At 64.9% G+C, this 18591-nt stretch carries 12 protein-coding genes; 1 reads left to right on the top strand and 11 read right to left on the bottom strand.

Features of this window, described 5'->3' with window-relative positions:
* Positions 1-182: 182 nt before the first annotated feature.
* The 7 genes from HCZ97_RS03220 to HCZ97_RS03250 all read right to left on the bottom strand — a co-directional run bounded on the left by HCZ97_RS03220 (position 183) and on the right by HCZ97_RS03250 (position 11369).
* The gene (locus tag HCZ97_RS03220) at positions 183-3281 is read right to left on the bottom strand and encodes an efflux RND transporter permease subunit (RefSeq protein ID WP_167687235.1); all 3099 of its coding nucleotides are present in this window, start codon (positions 3279-3281) and stop codon (positions 183-185) included.
* A 4-nt stretch (positions 3282-3285) separates the two neighbouring features.
* Positions 3286-4506 carry an efflux RND transporter periplasmic adaptor subunit gene (locus tag HCZ97_RS03225; RefSeq protein WP_167687236.1) on the bottom strand — a complete coding sequence of 407 codons (1221 nt, stop codon included), beginning with the start codon at positions 4504-4506 and terminating at the stop codon, positions 3286-3288.
* Between the two features lie 24 nt (positions 4507-4530).
* Positions 4531-5037 (bottom strand): GbsR/MarR family transcriptional regulator, encoded by a 507-nt coding sequence (locus tag HCZ97_RS03230; protein WP_175581629.1) that lies wholly within the window; start codon positions 5035-5037, stop codon positions 4531-4533.
* 235 nt (positions 5038-5272) lie between these two features.
* Positions 5273-6277, bottom strand: a complete 1005-nt coding sequence (locus HCZ97_RS03235) for a glycosyltransferase family 2 protein (RefSeq protein ID WP_167687237.1) — start codon at positions 6275-6277, stop codon at positions 5273-5275.
* Positions 6278-6345: 68 nt separating this feature from the next.
* Complete coding sequence (locus tag HCZ97_RS03240; RefSeq protein ID WP_167687238.1) at positions 6346-7278, bottom strand: glycosyltransferase family A protein; 933 nt, start codon at positions 7276-7278, stop codon at positions 6346-6348.
* Position 7279: 1 nt separating this feature from the next.
* Entirely contained in the window at positions 7280-8494 is a 1215-nt protein-coding gene (locus HCZ97_RS03245) for a hypothetical protein (protein WP_167687239.1), read from the bottom strand.
* Positions 8495-8744: 250 nt separating this feature from the next.
* A complete protein-coding gene (locus tag HCZ97_RS03250; RefSeq protein ID WP_167687240.1) occupies positions 8745-11369 on the bottom strand; it encodes an ATP-binding protein in 2625 nt (874 codons plus the stop codon).
* 436 nt (positions 11370-11805) lie between these two features.
* Here HCZ97_RS03250 and HCZ97_RS03255 point away from each other — a divergent pair, with 436 nt between their 5' ends.
* On the top strand, positions 11806-12420 hold the full coding sequence (locus HCZ97_RS03255; protein ID WP_167687241.1) for a response regulator transcription factor: 615 nt from the start codon (positions 11806-11808) through the stop codon (positions 12418-12420).
* A gap of 4 nt (positions 12421-12424) precedes the next feature.
* On the opposite strand, the gene HCZ97_RS03260 is transcribed toward HCZ97_RS03255, so the two are convergent.
* Genes HCZ97_RS03260 through HCZ97_RS03275 form a run of 4 tightly spaced genes read right to left on the bottom strand, consistent with a single transcriptional unit; the run spans position 12425 to position 18397 of the window.
* Positions 12425-13129: a TetR/AcrR family transcriptional regulator gene (locus tag HCZ97_RS03260; RefSeq protein ID WP_167687242.1), complete on the bottom strand. Its 705-nt coding sequence runs from the start codon at positions 13127-13129 to the stop codon at positions 12425-12427.
* Positions 13126-16188 (bottom strand): efflux RND transporter permease subunit, encoded by a 3063-nt coding sequence (locus HCZ97_RS03265; protein WP_167687243.1) that lies wholly within the window; start codon positions 16186-16188, stop codon positions 13126-13128. The genes HCZ97_RS03260 and HCZ97_RS03265 overlap by 4 nt, the downstream gene beginning before the upstream one ends.
* Positions 16185-17306, bottom strand: a complete 1122-nt coding sequence (locus HCZ97_RS03270) for an efflux RND transporter periplasmic adaptor subunit (protein ID WP_167687244.1) — start codon at positions 17304-17306, stop codon at positions 16185-16187. Before HCZ97_RS03270 ends, HCZ97_RS03265 begins: the two co-directional genes overlap by 4 nt.
* A complete protein-coding gene (locus tag HCZ97_RS03275) occupies positions 17306-18397 on the bottom strand; it encodes an efflux RND transporter periplasmic adaptor subunit (RefSeq protein ID WP_217701715.1) in 1092 nt (363 codons plus the stop codon). The genes HCZ97_RS03270 and HCZ97_RS03275 overlap by 1 nt, the downstream gene beginning before the upstream one ends.
* Positions 18398-18591 lie beyond the last annotated feature (194 nt).

Genomic DNA, 18591 nt, shown 5'->3' on the forward strand with positions numbered 1-18591 from the left:
CCCTGATCTGGCGGGCATCGTGCTGCGGCTCACGCTAGGGCCGAAAGTCTTAACAAGGGGTAACTATCCGTGCCGGAGTACCCCGCATTTGGCATAATTCACGCACTCCGGCCGGCTTGACCTGCGCGCAGATACCGTGCCCACAAGAGGGCCCGGCTTGCAGGGGTGGCCCTGATCATGTCCTAGGCGTGGTCAGGGGCCTTGGGCAGATATCGCACCACCCGTTTTCCCAGGCCGTCCAAATAGGTCAGGATCACGGGCACCACGACCAGTGTCAGAAGCGAGGATGAGATCAGCCCGCCGATCACCGCATGGGCCATCGGTGCGTTCTGGTCAGAGCCCCCGTGAATGTTGAGCGCCATGGGCAGCATGCCGAAGATCATCGCAAGGGTCGTCATCACGATCGGTCGGAACCGCGTGCGTCCCGCGACCACCAAGGCATCAAAGAGGTGCAGACCCTCTGCAAGCCGGTGATTGGCATTGTCGACCAGCAGGATCGCGTTTTTCACCACCAGCCCCATCAGCATGATGAACCCGATGATGGAGAACATGTTCAGCGTTGACCCACCGATAAGCAGACCCAGCATCACCCCGATCAGCGACAAGGGCAAAGAGGACATGATGGCAAGTGGTTGCAGGAAGCTGCCGAACTGCGACGCCAGCACCAGGTAGATGAAGATCACTGCCAGCAGCAGGGCCGAGGCGGCCGAAGAGGTCGTATCCGCGATGTCCTCTGCATCCCCGCCCATGCCGATGGAATAGCCGACGGGCACGGAGAGTTCCGCGATCTTCGCGTTGAGCGCCGGGGTCACCTCGCCCACGTTCTTGCCATCAAGGTTGGCCGTCACGTTGACCGAACGCTGCCGGTCTTCGCGCGTGATCTCGCCCGGCCCCTCGGAGCGCACGACCTGTGCGATCTGGTCCAGCCGGACCACCCCGCTGCCGTCAGGCGTGGAAACAATCGGCAGCGCGCCCAGGGCGCTTGGGTCGTCGCGGTAGCTTTCGGGCAGCCGCACGACTACGTCCAGGCTCTTGCCCTGCGGGTCCACCCAGTCCGAGACGGTCGTTCCCCCCAGCATCGGGTTCAGCGCGTTCCCGACCTGGCTGAGCGTGACACCCAGGTCTGATGCGGCCTCCCGATCAAGGCGGATCGCAAGGGTGGGCTGCGGGTCATCAAGAGAAGTGCGGATATCGACCAGCCCTTCCACGTCCCGGATGGAGGCGGCGAACTCATCGGCAAGCCGTTCCAGCACATCCAGGTTGTCACCGCGGATCTTGACCTGTATCGGAGCCGAAACGCCCCCAAGGCCGGCATCCGCCGCAACTGTGTACTTGGCGCCGGGGATCCTTGCCAGCGCTTGACGGACCTGACCGGTCAGCTCTGCCGGAGAGACATGGCGATCCTGCGGATCTGTCATGCGGGCATAGACCGTGGCCACGTTATCGCCGCTCTGGCTACCGGAGTTGACCGTGGCATAGGTCGCCGTGATCTCGGGGAATTCCCTGAGCAGCGCATCGACCTGAGCGATCTTGTCGGCGGTCCTGTCGATGGTCGTGCCCACCGGCGTCTTGAGCTCCACCTGGATCTCGGAATTGTCTGCCGGGGGTACGAACTCCGCCCCGACCACCGGGAACAGCATCAGCCCGCCGACGAAGGCGAAAAGGGCCACCAGCAGCGTCACCACCCGGCGGCGCAGGCACCAGCGCAGAAGGTGTTCGTAGCCCCGGCCGATCCAGTCGAAGAACCGATCGAACTGCGCCACGGCGCGCCCGACGGGGCCACGCTTGGCATCGGGTTCCGCCGCCGGGTCATACCAGACGGACGACAGCATCGGGTCCAGCGTGAAGGAGACGAAGAGCGAGATCAGAACCGCAACAGAGACGGTCACGCCGAATTGCAGGAAGAACCGCCCGATGATGCCTTCCATGAAGGCCACGGGCAGGAAGACGGCACAGATCGAAAGTGTCGTGGCCAAAACGGCCAGCCCGATTTCCTTGGTGCCTTCCAGTGCCGCCTGCCTGTGGGTCTTGCCCATGTGCAGGTGGCGCATGATGTTTTCGCGCACCACGATCGCATCGTCGATCAGCAGGCCCACGGAGAGGGAAAGCGCCATCATCGTCATCATGTTGAGCGTGAAGCCAAGGAAGTAGATCACCCCCATAGTACCGATAACGGCAATGGGCAGCGTCAGCCCGGTGATCACGGTCGAGCGCCAGGAGTTCAGGAACAGGAAAACGATGGCGGTCGCCAGGAACGCCCCTTCAACCAGCATGGACTGCACGGAGTCAAAGCTCCGCTCCACCGGCTTGGCATTGTCACGCAATACCTCGAGCTTCACGCCCTCGAACTGCGGCTCTGCGGACATCTTGGCGATATCCTCGCGCACGGCCTCTGCCACGCCGACGGTGTTGGCCCCCTGGGTCTTGACGACGTCCACGGCCAGGGCACGCTGGCCATTGAGCATGGCGAGGGAGTCAGGCTCTGCCAGGTCCGTTCCGATGACGGCTACATCGCCAAGGCGCACGGGCTGGCCGCCGCGGCGGGCGATGATGATGTCATCAAAGTCGCGCAGCAGCTCGATCCGGCCTTCGACTTGCACCGATTGCTGGAAGCTTCCTTCCGTCACGCTGCCCGCCGGCAGGTCAAGGTTGCCCGCCCTGACCGCGCCTGTCAGTTCGACCACGCCGATGCCAAGCGCAGTCTGGCGATCCGGGTCCAGTTGGACCTGCACCTCTCGCGGCAGACCACCGACGACAGAGGCGCGCCCAACCCCGTTCAGATTGGCAAAGCGGGTCGCGATCACGTCTTCGGTCAACTGGGTCAGCGCGCCGGGCGAAAGCGTGTCGGAGGACACGCCGATGGAAAGCACCGGGATTTCGCTGGGATCAAAGCGCAGGATTTGCGCCTCTTCGGCGGCATCCGGGAAATCGCCCGAGATCTGAGAGACCTTCTCCCGCACCTCTTGGGACGCCGAGGCGCTGTCGATCTCCAGGTCGAACTGAAGCAGGACCATGGCGGCGCTGGCCTGGGCCGTGCTCTGAATGGAATCGAGGCCTGAAAGCGTCGAAACGGCCTCTTCGATCGGCTCGATGATATCGCTTTCCACGGCCTCCGGCGTCGCCCCGGGATAGGACACGACGACCGCCACGATCGGAAAATCCACGTTGGGCAGCTGTTCGACCGGCAGGCGCTGGTAGGAAAACAGGCCGATGACGAACATGGCGACCATGATCATCGTCGCAAAGACCGGCTGGTTGACGGAGATGCGGGTCAGGAACATCTGCTCACTCCCCGACGATCTGGATTTCCGCACCCGGGCGCAGCTGCTCCAGGTTCTCGGAAACGATCACGTCCCCCGGCTGCAGGCCCTCCGCGATCTCGATCATGCGGCCGCCATCCCAGTTGCGCGCGATCTCGATGTCCTGGCGCTCGACCAGATCATCGACCTTTTTCATCACATAGCTGCCCGCGGCATCTTCGTGCACCGCCCCGTAAGGCACGCCGATGGCGCCGGGCTTTTCATCGATGATCAGCCGGCCAGAGGCGAACATCCCCCCGCGCAGGAGCGCATTTTCGTTGTCCATCAGTACGAAGACCGGAAGCATCCGCGTTCCGGCAATGGCCACCGGGCTGATCCGGCTCACCTCTCCGGCGAACTGGGTGTCGCCAACGCCCTCGACGGTCAGCTCCACCGCCATTCCGGACTTGATGGTGGGGGCATAGCGCACAGGGGCTGCTGCCTCGAACTCAAGCTGGGTCAGGTCGACAATCGTCAGCAGGTCCGTGCCGGGGGAAACATAGGCGCCCGGATCGACCGATCGTTCAGAGACGACACCGGCAAAGGGCGCCGTGATCGCCGCATGATCCAGGGAGCTTTCGGCCGTCGCGACAAGCTGTTCCTGCGCCTTGAGGCTGGCCTGAAGCTGATCCACCTGGGCCTGGTCGCGCTCAAGCTCGGAAGAGGCCGTCAGCCCCCTGTTCACCAGGCTTTGCGTCCGGTCCAGCTGGTTCTGGGCCAGGCGAAGCTGCGCCCGGGTTGCCTCTGCCGTGGCGCGCTGCTGTTCCAGCTGGTTGCGCAATGTCTCCACGTCGATCTGGATCAGCGGGTCGCCCTCTTCCACCCTGTCGCCCGCGCGAACGAAGACCTGTTCCAGCCGCCCCGTGACCTCTGAAGAGATATGTTCGCGCCGCAAGGGGGTGAGGGAGCCGGTCACCTTGACGGTATCGCGCAGCAGTGTCGGCTGGATCTCAAGCAGTTCCGCGCGGGTCAGTTGCAGGACGATCCGGTTCTCTGCAGGCTCTGCCGTCTCTGCAACTTCCTGCCCCTGAGTCTGGGTGAAAACATAGCCCCCTGCCCCGACCAGGATGACAAGAACCACCAGCACCAGCCAACCGCGCCGCTTCTTGGGCGGCAGGCCTGCCTCTTCGCGCTCCCGCGCCTTGCGTTCACGCTTGTTGAGGGCCCAGTCGGGTTTGCTTGGCGATTTCGGAGTCTCTTCGGTCATGTCGGTCTGAATCCTTGGGCACCCTCAGCCGGTGAACTTAGCGGCGCCATGATCGGTGGACAGGTCAGAGGCATTCTCTTCCTGCCTGTCTGGCAGGTTGGAGATCCATTCCTCAATGAATTCGGCGGAATTGAAATAGAAATCGGCCAGGTGAACAACGCGGCTGCGGGCCTCTGCCCGGTCGGGCGGGAAGGCTGCCGCGGCCTCGCCGATGGCCTCGCCGCTCTTGCGGAACCGTGTGGCCACTGTCGCCAGGACATCGCGATTGGGGTTCGAAACGGCCTCCCAGGCGTCCTGGCGAGAACCCAGTTGAGACACCCGGCGCAACTGCCCGCGATTTTCCAGAAGCCGCGCGTTCGTCGAGGCCGACGCCTTTGAGATGCTCAGCGCCTCGGTCATCTGCGTCAGGGTGCGCGGTTCGCCCTCTACGACAAGATACCCCAGGATCTGGCCAGCGATCCGGGTCCCGCCTTCTGACTGGGCTAGGCTGCCCATCGTCTCAATGAATTTCTCGATCGCCACGTCGCTCATGGATCCTAAGTGGCATATTTATTCAGAACGTTCAATAAAAACTGAACGACCTGACAAGGACGACCTTGAACGGGAAGCCGATTATCGCGCCCCGGTACAAAAAGGGCCCGGAACCGACGTTCCGGGCCGAGTTGGCCAGGCTGGCACAGATGTGCATTGGCAGGCTTTGTGGGGAAAACCCGCCAGGCAGCCCGGCGATCCTTGAAACTGAAGATCTCGTGTAAACTGGCCCTGCTCAGGAGCGTGAGACGCCGTGCCTCCGGGCGAAAAGCCGCATGAGAAGCTCGCCTCCGCCGGCCCGAAGCACCCAGGCAGCGGCCAGCGTGCCAAGGGTTCCCAGCGGGTCTTCCAGCAGGGGACGGCGCGAGGTCTTCACGGACTCGACGGCCAGCGGAAGGGCGTCCTCAGCGATCCCGCACCGCACCGCCTGTCGGGCAAGCCGGCGCAGCTTGTAGGCATGGGCCGCCGGAAGATTTTCGTGGAAGAACTCGGGGGCCTGCGGGGTCAACCGGCGCATCACGCGCATCCAGTAGGCATATTGCACGTCGATACCGGCCGCCTGTCGCGGGGATTTCACACGATGGCGCGCAGACACGCCCTCCACCGCCGCGATTTTCCAGCGCGTCTCCAGCAGCAGGCGCAGCCAGAACTCGGTATCCTCCGCGTGGCGCAGGCGTTCATCGAAGTACCAGTCCCGCGCGTCTTCCTGCGCCCGGCGGAAGGCCATATCGCGCAGGACCTCACGGCGTAAGACCGGGGTGGAGCGCCCGATGAAGTCATGCTGCATCACATCCGCTGCGCCGATGGGGCCGGACGGCAGCGGGCGCGCAACCTGCGCCCCGCATTCGCGCAAGGGATCGCACAAGGCATCGCAGCCGCGAAGCGGCGCAGAGGCCGAGAAGCTGACACCCAGATCCGGGGTCGCATCCAGGTGAACCACGTGATCGGCAAGCTTCCAGGGCTGCCACAGGTCGCCGGGCTCACAGAACCCGATGTAGCGCCCGCGCGCCTTGGAAATGCCCGTGTTGCGCGCCCCGGCCATGCCGCGTTTTTCCTGCCGCAGGATACGCAGGCGCGGATCCAGGAAAACCTCTGCCACGGCATCCACCTGATCACCTTCACCGTCATTCACAATGATGATCTCGAAATCGGAATAGCTTTGCGCCAGCAAGCTGCGCAGCGTGTCGCCGAAGCCGGCTTCGGTGATGCAGACCGGGACAATGATGGAAACGCGGGGCATGGCTTTGTCCTTTCTGGTCGGCAAAGCGGAAGATCGGAGGGGTGGAAGAGCGAGGCGGCCGGGGCTTGTCAGATCGTGAAGAGAACTCGCCTGAGCCCGGGCGGCAACACGGAAGAAACCAGGCCCCCCGCCAGGGTCATGATCGCCGTGGCAGGCTGGGCAAAGAAGCCACGCGGGCTGATCCGCAGGCCGTCCAGGGCAATGCCCAGGGCCCTGAACCCGTGGCTGCCCTGCCGCAGCGCGCTCCAGGCCAAACTACGCAGCTGGATCGCCTCATCGGCCGGAGTGGGGTGGACGCCGTATCGCGCAGCCGTACGCAGGCTTGCCGCACGCCCACCCCGCAGGCTGTCCAAATCGACAGGGGCAAGCTTCCCCGCCCGCCCGAAGCGTGTCAGGGGCGCCTCGACCGGGGTGATGCGGAAGCCGTGCCCGACCAGCCGGATCAACCATTCCAGCTCATCCCCATGGGCGAGCCCGGTGTCGAAGCTGCCCGTGGCAAGGAAGGCGCCGCGCCGCACGCAGAGGTTGGACAGGGTGACAAGGGGGTTCGCCCCCAGAAGCTGGCCGATGCTCAGGTCCGTGTCTGGCAGAACGTAGAAGGCCCGGCCACGGCGCGCGCCGAGTGGAAGGACCTCGCCGTAAGCTCCATCCACCGTGGAGTCGCAAAGCGCCTGATCCAGGATGGCCAGCTTGTGTGGTTCGAACAGGTCACCCGGCTCACAGAAGGCCAGGAAATCGCCGCGCGCCAGCCCCCGGGCCATGTTTCGGGCGGCTGCACAATTGCGGCTTGGGCCACGGAATGCCCGGAAGCGTCGGTCGGCTGCCACGGCACCATCCATGATCCCGGCGGTGCCGTCATGACTGAGCGCATCGACCAGAAGCACTTCGAAATCCTTGAAGGTCTGGGCCCTCAGGCTTTCAATCGTCCGTTCAAGCAGCCGACCGTCATCAAGGCACGGCAGGATGACAGAGAACCGAGGGGCGTCACTGTTACGGGCCATCTCAGAACGCCTCCGACTGGAGGGAGGACCGCGTCCGCGCCAGAATCGGAAGCAGCGCCACAAGGCTGGCGCCGCCCTGGGCCAGAAGCGCGGTGATCAGGTAACCCTGGACGATGGCCCCAAGACCGTAGGGCGACAACAGCGCGATATTGGCGAACAGCGCCCCGGCCATGCCAAGCGACATGGCGAATTCCAGCGGGATCTGCCGGGCCTGGGGCAGGCCTTCGCAGGCCACCTCCCAAAGGGCGGTGGGCAGGGCCGCCAGCGCGAAGACCAGGAAGATGGCCGGACTTGGGGCGACAAGCCATTCCAGAGCCGACCAGGACAGGAAGTGCGTCACCAGAAGGGACAGCAGCACCGTGCCAGGCAGGGTGATGCCGAATAGTCGGACCATGCCGGCACGCAAGCCGTCCTTGAGCGGCGCCTGGCTGGACAGGCTCTGCATCAGGCGCATCATGGCGCGGCCCAGGTGCAGGGCGATCACGTAGACGCCCAGAATCTCCATCCCCAGGAAAATACCCACGGCAATCTTGTCCACTTCTAGGCGGAGGACACGGGCCAGCGCCAGGACGGGCTGGGTCACATGGGCGCTGGCGCAGGACACGAAGCCTTCGGACGCCAAAGCGCCTGCGCGGCGCGCGCAGGGCAAGACAGCACGCAGCGGAATGGGCAGGACGCGGGGCAGGATCAGGGCAAATACAGAAGGCCATGCCAGCAGTGCCAGCACGGTCAACAGGTTAGCGAGGAGGGCAGAGCGACGCCGGTTCGCCCGGCAGTTTGCCTCGTCGCCCCGCCGTTCCATGAGCGCCTGGCGCAACTGATCGCCCGGCACGAAAAGCAGCTCCGCCGAGAGCAGCGCAAGCAGCAACGGGACCGTCCCCTGCCCCGTTGTGCCCCACAAAAGCCCGGCCATGCCAAGCTGAAGACCCGCGAGTCCCCGGCAACGCAGGCGCAGCTCTCGGCGGATGCCGATACAGACCTCTTCAAGGGCCTCTGCCCTCGCCGTCAGAACACGGGCCGGGGCCTCGGAGGCCGCTAGGGCGCGCAGGAGTTCTGATACGGCAAGGGCCAACGCCGCCTGGCCGATCTCTGCCGGGGCCAGCTGACCGACCGCCACGAAGAGGGCCAGCAACACGGAAAGGCGCAGGGCGCCCTTCGACGTGCAGGGCACCTTAAGGCAGGTGGAAAGGTGGCCCGTCAGGGCAAAAAGCGACATTGGGGCGTAGTCCGTGAGTGGTGGCCGAAGAAGGCTGTATACAGCCCCTTCTACGCCACCCGGGCCTCCTTGGAACGTTCACGGGGGGACAGGTTCTATGCCCTAAGGGAGAGGGACCTATCCTTTTGGACAGGTCTTTTACCCTTGAAACAATCTTGGCAATTATCCTTTCAGAAAAATCCCTAAAGTTGAGCGCCAGACCCTTCTTTACCAGAAGGTCAAGCATCGGCCTTTCCCGGATCAACTCTGTTCAGTCGCTCTGCCGCGCCAGCGCGCACCATTCAAGAAGGGCGGCCCGGCTGCGCGACCATAGGTCAGGAAGCTGGTCGATCTGCTCCTGCCGCGGGGTCTGGCCGGACTTCTCCGCAAGTTCAATGTCGCCCAGCTTGCGGCGCAGCGCCAGAAGGCCAAATACCCCGCAACTGCCCGCCGCCTTGTGCGCCCGGCGGCGAAGATCGGGGCTTTCCGGGGTCTGCTCGGCGAACCAGCCCATGTCCTTGCCCATGTCCTTCAGGAAGCGTTCCAGAAGATCCTCAAGCGCCGGCTCCGGCAGATCCTGCCACAGGCGGTCCAGAAACGCCCTGTCGATCAGCTCGGACGGCGGGCCTTCAGCCGCGTCCGGTCGCAGGGGCACCACGGTCGCGGCCGCGTTGCGCGAGGGCGGCAGGGTGATTTCCGCCAGCGCCTCAAGCAGTTCCGCCCGATGAAGCGGCTTGGAGATGCAACGCACCATCCCGGCGTCGCGGAACCGGGCCACCTCTTCCGGCAGGGCATGGGCCGTGACCGCAAGGATCGGTGTTTCCGCACAGGGTCCGCCCCCCGTCCGGATCCGGCGCGCGGCCTCCTGCCCGTCCATGACCGGCATGGAGATATCCATGAGGATGGCGTCAAAGCTTTCCTGTTCCGCCTTCTCGACCCCCGCAGCGCCATCGGCAGCCTCGGTCACCTTATGACCCGCCGCCTCCAGCATCTGGCGGGCGACGAAACGGTTGATCTCGTTGTCCTCGACCAGAAGAACGGAAAGCTGGCCGCGTCGCCGCCATGCCGCATCGAGCTCCTCCTCGGTACGCTCCAACCCGTCGATGACAGAGGCCGGATCGGCCTTTTCCAGCGGCAGCCGAAGCCAGAAAAGGGATCCCTCCCCCGGTTCGCTCTCCGCGCCCATCGCCCCCCCCATGAGCCCTGCAAGACGCTTGGCGATGCCCAGGCCCAGGCCGGTCCCCCCCGCCTGGCGCGCATAAGAGGAATCGAGGGTTTCGAAATCGTTGAAGATCCGGTCGAGGTCCCGCGCCTGAATGCCGATACCCGTGTCAGCTACGCGAATTTCCAGCTCGGGATTGCGGAAACCCACGACCTCCACCTCGATCTCGACAGACCCGTCGCGGGTGAACTTGACCGCGTTTCCGACAAGGTTGAGCAGCACCTGGCGCAACCGCCGGGGATCGCCCTGTATCGCGTCCACCTCCCGCCCCAGCCAAGTCCAGGTCAGGCTGTTGCCCTGCTCTGCCGCAAGCGCGGCCATCGTTGCCACCACCCCGTCCATCAGGCGGGAGACGGACATGGGCCGCCGCTCTGCCACAAGCTTGCCGGCCTCGTACTTGGCCAGATCCAGAACGTCGTTCACCAACCCCAGCAGAAGCCGCCCGGAAGAATGCATCCGCGCCAGAAGCTCCGCCTCTGCCGGGGACAGGTCATGATCCCGCAAGAGCTGCATGGTGCCCAGAAGCCCGTTCAGCGGCGTGCGCATCTCATGGCTCATCACCGCCAGGAACTCTGCCTTGGCACGCTCACCGGCAAGGGCGCGGTCGCGCGCTTCGGTCAGGCCGTCCTCTGCCGCCTTGCGCCGGGAAATGTCGCGGATGTAGGCGACGTAGACTGGCCCGTCATCGCCGTCCGCCCGATCAAAGGACATCTCTGCCGGAAAGCTGCGCCCGCCGCGCGCCATGGCCTGCACCTCGATCGTATGTTCCTGGCCCCGCGGATCGGTGCGGCTGTCACGCCGGGACGACTGGAAGTACAGGTTGGAGCTTTTGACGATCTTCTCGCGGCTGGCCGGCGGGAAGAGCAGATCCAGCATGTCCGCCTGCCGGGCCTCATCCCGGCTGTAGCCGAAGATCCGCTGGGCAGAGCTGTTGAATTCCCGGATCCGCCCCTGTGCATCGCTCAGCACGATCGCATCCAGAGAGGTTTCGACAATCGTGCGCATGCGGCCGGCGGTTCGTTTCACCTCGGCTTCGCGCAACGAGGCCAGGCGATTGAGCCGCCAGAGAGCCAGCGCAAGAAGCATCAGCCCGGCCAGGACCACGGCAAGCACGGCAGCCAGCCGCAACAGCGTGCCAATGACTTCCTTCCGCTGGGCAACCGACTGGTTCGAGAAGGTGCGCAGCCCCGACAGGGTTACCCTCCGCACGTCGGACATTACCTGGTCTGCAGCCTCCTCCAACTCGGGAAGGGCTGCCAGCAGGCCCTGGTCCGTGCCGTCGATATAGGGCACCGTTTCTTCCAGGAACTCATTGATGCGGTCGCGGGAGACCTGGAAATCAGGCGTGTCGCGAAGGGTCTGGTAGACGTCGCCGCGTTCCAGCGTGTCGATCCTACTGTAGAAGATATCGAAGCGCGGGCGCAGCTCGGACAGCGCGGCGGGATCTTCCTCGGCCCGCTCCAGCGCCAGGCGAAACTGCATGAACTCCACATCGGCCTGCGCCAGACTCCATTGCAGGTTGTCCGAAGTCGATGAGCCGATCGAGTTGATCTCTCTCAGGACGACCAGGGCCATGCCACCGACAAGACCCGTACAGAAGACCAGCACCAGGATCGCCGCCCCGGTCCGGGTCCAGAGCCGCACGCGCTCTGTCGGGTCATCTGTCAGGCTCATTGCTCCTCCCCTCGTGCGGGGCATTTCACGGGTCTCACGACCGCCAGTGTGAAGCGGAGACGCCGCCGGGTAAATGCCCATGACAAAACGGCGGAGGCGGGAACAGGGCCCTTTGCACGCGGCTGGTCAGGCAACGTGACGCTTGCGGCTGGCTGTCTCGAACGGATCGGCATGGAGAAGTCCCTGTAGCCTGGTTAAGATGTGACCCCCACATAGTTTTACGGGCAAAGGGGCATTGGCACTAAATCCTATCCATTCGTATAGGATCCGCCTATCAAACCTTCTCTTCTTCGCTGCACGGGCCACCTTTTCGCAGCGATTAAACAGTCGTAAAATCGAAACAATCCCGGTAGACTGACGCGCGTTAGTGTCAGGCCCATGCCTAGCCGAACGGATAGCTCCGGCCCCTTTCGGCGAGCAGTCCAGTGAGAAGACGATGCGCATATTGATCGCGGATGACCATGACCTGCTGCGGGACACGCTGGTCCTCTACCTTGAGACCGAAAGCGGGATGGAGACCGAAACCGCCGCGACCTTCCCGGAGGCGCTTGAGGCGGTGCGGAAGAATCCCCCCTTCGATCTTGTCCTGCTGGACTTCTCCATGCCCGGGATGAACGGCCTGCAGGGGCTTGAGATCATGTCGGTAGAGGAAGGCGCGCAAAGGGTCGCCATCATCTCAGGCACGGCCAGCCGCGATGTGGCAGAACAGGTGCTGGCCTCAGGTGCGGCCGGCTTCCTGCCCAAGACGCTGTCGGCCAAGTCGCTGGTCAACGCCGTCCGCTTCATGTCGATGGGAGAGCAATACGCCCCCCTGGACTTCCTGCGGGGCGGCGAGGACCGCCCGGCCCATCCCTTGGCAGAGAAGCTGTCCCAGCGGGAATACGAGGTCCTGGAGGGGCTGACCCAGGGCAAGTCCAACAAGGAAATCGCCCGTGATCTGGATATCCGGGAACCCACCGTGAAGCTCCACGTCAAGACGCTCTACCGCAAGATTGGGGCGGCCAACCGCACCCAGGCCGCGATGATTGCCAAGGACGAAGGGCTGTTCTGAACGCTCAGCGCGGGGCGGCCCGCCGCTCGGCACGGATCATTTCCGCCCGGTGGATCAGGCTGTCTTCCGGGGCCTCCAGCGGCGCGACCTGCATCCGGGAGAACGCCAGCGCCTCCGCCGCCGGTACCCCGAGCAGGCGCAGAACCGCCGCGGTCGTTTCCGCCCCGTCAGAGGGCATCCCCGCCAGCCTGCGACGGAAGGACATGACCACCCCGCTGCGCAGGAAATCAAAGGCCACGGGCACCGGCATGTCGACGAAACGCCCCGCCTCAATACCTGCGGCCAGCATGGGCGGCACGGTCTGATGCAGCACCTTCATGGTCGATGTATCATCATTCAGCGGGTTCAGCCCGGTGCGGGCGGCGAATTCCCCGATCAGCGGATAGCGCGCGAAGGTGGCAAAGAAACGCAGCATGGATTGCGCCAGCGCTTCTGCCGGATCCTCGACCGGTGTCTCGCAGGCCAGCACCAGCTCAAGCAGCTCCGCGCCCAGCCGCAGCTTGGCTTCCAGCAGAAGATCCTCCACCCCGGTGAAGTACTTGTAGAAGGTCCCCCGCGACACTCCCGCCTCCCGTACCACGTGATCGATGGCGGTTTCATTGGGACCGCGTGCGGCCACCACGAGGATCGCGGCCTCTACCAGGCGCTGGTGCATGCGCTGGCGGCGCTGCGCCGCGACGGCCTTGCGGTGGTCGAGCTTGCAGATCATGCGGGCGCGCCTTCCTCATCCTCGCTCGGCGGACGCACGCCGAAGACCGCGCAGTAGAGGGCCGGCGCGAAGAGCAGCGTGATCACCGTGCCCACGACGATGCCACCCATCATGGCAACGGCCATGGGCCCCCAGAAGACCTGGCGCGAAATCGGGATCAGGGCGAGCGAGGCCGCCGCCGCGGTCAGCAGGATCGGGCGCGCGCGGCTGTCGGAGGCCAGGTAGATCGCATCCCAGCGGCTTTTCCCAGCCGCCAGCAGATCCTTCACCTCCTGGAACAGGATGACGGAGTTCCGGATCAGGATGCCGATCAGGGCCAAGACCCCCAGCAGGGCGACGAAGCCAAGCGGCGCCCCTGTGGCCAGCAGGGCCGCGACCACCCCGATCAGGCCCAGCGGCGCAACGGCGAAGACCACGAAGGTCAGGCGGAAGCTCTGCATCTGGACCATGACCAGGGTCAGCATGATCATCACCATGACCGGCACCACGGCCAGGATCGGTTGCTGGCTTTCAGCGCTTGTTTCCACGGTGCCGCCGATGACCACCTTGTAGCCAGCAGGCAGGGACTGGCGGAACTCCTCGATCACGGGGGTCAGATCCTTGACGATCGTGTCCGGCTGATCCTCACCCAGCACCGCGGCCTCCACCGTGATGGTGGGCACGCGGTCGCGCTGGTTGATGACGGGCTGTTCGACGGTCCATTCCAGCCGCGCAAAGGCGGCCAGCGGGATCGGCTGCCCCTCTGCATTGCCGAACTGCATGTTCTCCAGCAGGTCGATGGAGCTGCGGTCCGTTGCGACGCCGCGCGCCAGCACATCGACCAGCTTGTCGCCCTGGCGCAGGTCCGTGATGCTCGCCCCGTTGAAGACGGTGTACAGCGCCTTGGCCACGTCCGACTGGGTCAGGCCAAGCTGGCGCAGCCGCGCCTGGTCCAGCACCACCCGGACCACCCGGATCGGTTCGTTCCAGTCCAGCGTGATGGAGGTCAGACGGGAATCCACCGCGATCCGCGACGCCAGATCCCGGGACAGGTCACGCAGAACCTCTGGCTTGGGGCCGGAGACGCGGTATTGCACCGGCTTGCCCACCGGCGGACCAAGCTCCAGGAACTTGGCAAAGAACTCCGCATCGAAATGGGACGCGTCATAGGCGCGGATCTTGTCGGTCAGGCTGTCGCGGGCCGCAAGGTCCGGCGTCATGATGACGATCTGCCCGATGTTCGGCGTGGCCGTCGGCGCATCCAGTGTCAGGATGAAGCGCGGCGCGGCACGGCCGATATAGGTGGACCAGTAGCTGACCTCTTCCTGCTCGCCCAGCCAGTCCTCGAAGTGGGCGATTTCCCGGTCCGTGGCGCCGAATTCGGCGTTCTGGCGCAGGGTGACATCGACCAGCACTTCAGGCCGGTCAGAGGTGGGGAAGAACTGCTGCTCCACGAATTGCATTCCGAAGAGCGACGACGCGAAGACCAGCACGGTCGCCACGATGGTCACCCACTTGTGGCGCATCGCCTGAATCAGCGTGCTCCGGAAGACCCGGCGCACCCGCCCGGCCTGCGCATGTTCATGCTTGAGCTTCTTGGGCAGGAATGTCGTACCTAGGACCGGCGCCATGAGCACCGCGACAACCCAGCTCAGCACCAGCGAAATGGCAATCACGTAGAAGAGCGAGCGCGTGTATTCCCCGGCTTGGGAGGAGTTCAGTCCGATCGGAATGAAACCCGCCACCGTCACCAGCGTGCCGCTGAGCATCGGGAAGGCGATGGAGGTCCAGGCGTAGGAGGCCGCCTTTGTCAGGCTTTCCCCCACTTCCAGCCGAGAGATCATCGTCTCGATCGCGATCATGGCGTCATCGACCAGCAGGCCAAGCGCGATGATCAGCGCCCCGAGGGAGATCCGCTGCAGGGTGATGCCCATCATGTCCAGGATGACGAAGGTCATGGCCAGCACCAGCGGAATGGACAGCGACACCACCATCCCGGCCCGGAAGCCGAGAGAGACGAAGCTGACCGCCAGGACGATGATCACCGCCTCTGCCAGTGCCCGCACGAAATGGCCCACGGAGTCATCGACCACATGGGGCTGGTTCGCCACGTGCTCCACCCCGATGCCGACGGGCAGCTGCGCGACCAGGTCATTGGCCAGCTTGTCCAGCTCTTCCCCGAACTCAAGGATGTTGCCGCCATCGCGCATCCCGATGATCAGGCCGATCGCATCCTTGCCGTTGACGCGCATCAGCTCCGAGGGCGGATCCTCGAAGCCCGGCGTCACATCGGCCACGTCTCCAAGGGTGAAATAGGTATCCCCGCTGCGCAGGGGGGCATTGGCCAGTTCTTCGGCGGTAGAGAACTCTCCGGACACGCGGATCAGGATCTGCTCCTGCCCCGTCTGGATGATCCCGGAAGGGACGATGGCGTTCTGCTCTGCCAGGGTGTTCAGGACCGTGGCGCGGTCCAAGCCAAGCGCCGCGAGGCGGGTGTTGGAGAATTCCACGTGCACGACCGGTTCGCGCACGCCGACCAGCTCCACCTTGCCGGTGCCGTCCAGTTGCAGGACAGCGGTGCGGATATCCTCGACGTAGCTTTCCAGCTCCCTCGGCGTGTAGCCATCGGCCGTGAAGGCATAGATATTGCCGAAGACATCCCCGAAATCATCGTTGAAGCCGAAGCCCGCGAATTCCTCGGGCATGTCGCCTTCGATGTCGGACATCATGTTGCGCACGCGCAGCCAGATCCCGTCCACCTTGTCGGCAGGCGTATCGGCCCGCAGGTTCACGTAGACGACCGAAACGCCCGGATAGGTCACCGAGTTGGTGTAATCCAGCGTGTCGAGCTCCTGCAGCTTCTTCTCCATCCGGTCGGTGACCTGGGTGACGGTCTCTTCCGCGGTGGCCCCCGGAAGGGCGGCAGAGACGACCATGACCTTGATGGCGAAGCTCGGGTCCTCTTCCCGCCCCATGGACACGTAGGAAAAGATCCCCGCCACGAGCGAGATGATCATGATGTACCAGACGAAGGAGCGGTGATGCAGCGCCCAGTCAGAGAGGTTGAATCCGGTCTTCATTCCACGCGTGCTCCGACTTCCTGCCCGTCTTCAAGGGAGTGCGCCCCCCGTACCACGATCTCGTCTCCGACAGAGATCCCGTCTTTCACGGCCACCCGTGAGGCAACCTGAAAGCCCAGCGTGACCGGCACCTTTTCCACATGTCGCTTGCCGCCGCTCTCCGTCACCCGCCAGACAAAATGGCTGTCCTCGCTGCCCGCGATGGCGCTGAGCGGCAGGGTCATGATCGGATCCCCCACGGCGGCGAAGGTCGCGGTGACCAGGCTGCCGATGCGGAACTGTCGCGGCGCGTCCTCAAGCGTCAGACGCAGAGTGCGTCCGCGCATGGTTTCATCGGCCACGGGTTCGACAAGGCTGAGCCGCGCGCGCACGGTCTGATCGGTGTTTTCCATCGCGGTCAGCGTGAACAGCGCATCCGCGGGCAGGAAGGTCATGAATTCCGCCGGCACGTCGATCACCGCTTCGCGGCCCTCGAGATCGGCCAGCGACACCACCGTCGTCCCGGCAGAGACCACGGTGCCCTGCTCTACCGGTGTTTGCAGGACGATCCCGGCGTTGGGTGCGGTCAGGGTCGCGTAGCTCAGCGCCTCTTGCGCGCTGGCAAGGCTGGCCTGCGCCGCCAGCAGCGAGGCGCGGGCCGAATCCCGGCTGGCGCGCGCCGCTTCAACGGCGGCCTCCGGCGAGATGTCGCGCTGTTGCAGGGTCATCGCGCGGGAATAGCTGGTCTCTGCGTATTCGGCCTGGGCCTTGGCAGAGCTGACGGTGGCCTGCGCCGCCTCCAGATCCTGCTGCAAGGAGACCCGGTCGAGCCTGGCCAGCACCTCTTCCTTCTCGACCGTATCGCCGGGCGCGACGTTGAGCGCCGCGATGCGGCCGATGGTCTGGAAGGCCAGCGCCGTCTCATGGGCGGCCTTGATCTGTCCGGGGAAATAGCGCTGACGGGTGGGATCAGAGGTGATGACCTCTGTCACCACGGGGCGGACGGCCTGGGTGGTCAGGCGCTCTTCCTCTGCGCGGGCGGCCGGCGGCGAAGCCAGCATCCCAAGCGCAAGGACGGTTAGGCAGGACAGGGCCCGCAGGCGGTCTGGCGCGCAGAGGCGTGTCAGGGAACGGGGCATTACGGGACCTCCTTCACGGCAACCAGCCGGTCTGGGTAGAGCGCATGAGAGCCGCCGGTGACGATGATGTCGCCGTCCTTCAGCCCCTCTGCCACGTCCACGGTTTTGCTGTGGTATTCATCGACGGTAATAGGCCGAAGGGCGACCCGATTGGTGGCAGGATCAAGGACCCAGACGGCGGGGCCGCTGGCATCGGCGTTCAGGGCCTGCCAGGGGATGGTGATCCCCGGCGGCTGATCCAGCACGATGCGGCCCACGACGGCCTCTCCGATGGTGTAAAGCCGCCCCTGCCCCGCGGGGATCTCTGCCTTGACGGTGACGGTGCCATTCGGGGCCACCACGGGCGACACCTCTGTCACCTGGACTGTCAGCGCCTCTCCGCCCTCGAGCGGGGTCAGCGTCACGTCCTCTCCCTTCACGTTCATCAGGTCCCTGACGTTGGGCACGTAGAAGACCGCCTCTCGTCCATCCAGGCTGGCCAGCGTGCCGATCGGCTGTCCGGCCCCGACGACCTGCCCGGGCTCTGCGGTGCGTTCGGTGATGATCCCGTCCCGAAGCACCGTGAGCACGGTGTCTTCCAGCGTCTGGCGCGCGGCTTCAAGCCGGGCCTTTGCCTGGTCCCGCGACGCCTGTGCCGTCAGGAAGCTCTCCGTCGCCGAATCCAGGTCCGCCTGCGTGCCCGACCCACGCTCAAGCAGGCTTGCGGCGCGATCCCGGGCCTGCTGCGCCTGCACCAGCGCCGCGTTGGCCGCATCAAGGGACGCCTGGGCAGAGTTGAAACCGGCCTGTGCCTGCGTCGGATCGACCGCGGCGATTTCATCCCCCGCGCGGACCACATCGCCGACATCGGCATTGACGGAGATCACCCGACCGCCGTCCCGGAAGCCCGCGGAATAGGAATCCAGCGCGGCGATGGTCCCGGTCAGCTGGTATTCCTGCGCATGGGTGGTGGTCTCAACCGTGACCGTGCTGACGGGAAAGGGCGTGACCGTTTCAGCGGATTGCGCCTGTGCCTGCCCGGCGAAGGGCAGCGACAGCCCCGCCAGGACCACAAGCGCCCGCAAGGGGGGCCTGCGCCGCCCCTGTCTCACGCCCCTTGCCATTCCGCTCCAAGATCTCATCCGGCCCGCCTTTCGCACTGGCATTTCATCCTGTCGCGGGCATCTGCGGTCAAAGTGACAGACCTGTCAAGATGAACACTGCATTCATTTCGACCCTTTCGCCCATGCGGCCCTCTGATCCGGGGTGCCTTTTCGGGCATTCAACCGGCCAGCGGCATGGGGCA

The organism is Pseudooceanicola sp. HF7, assembly GCF_011806405.1.
GTDB lineage: Bacteria > Pseudomonadota > Alphaproteobacteria > Rhodobacterales > Rhodobacteraceae > Pseudooceanicola.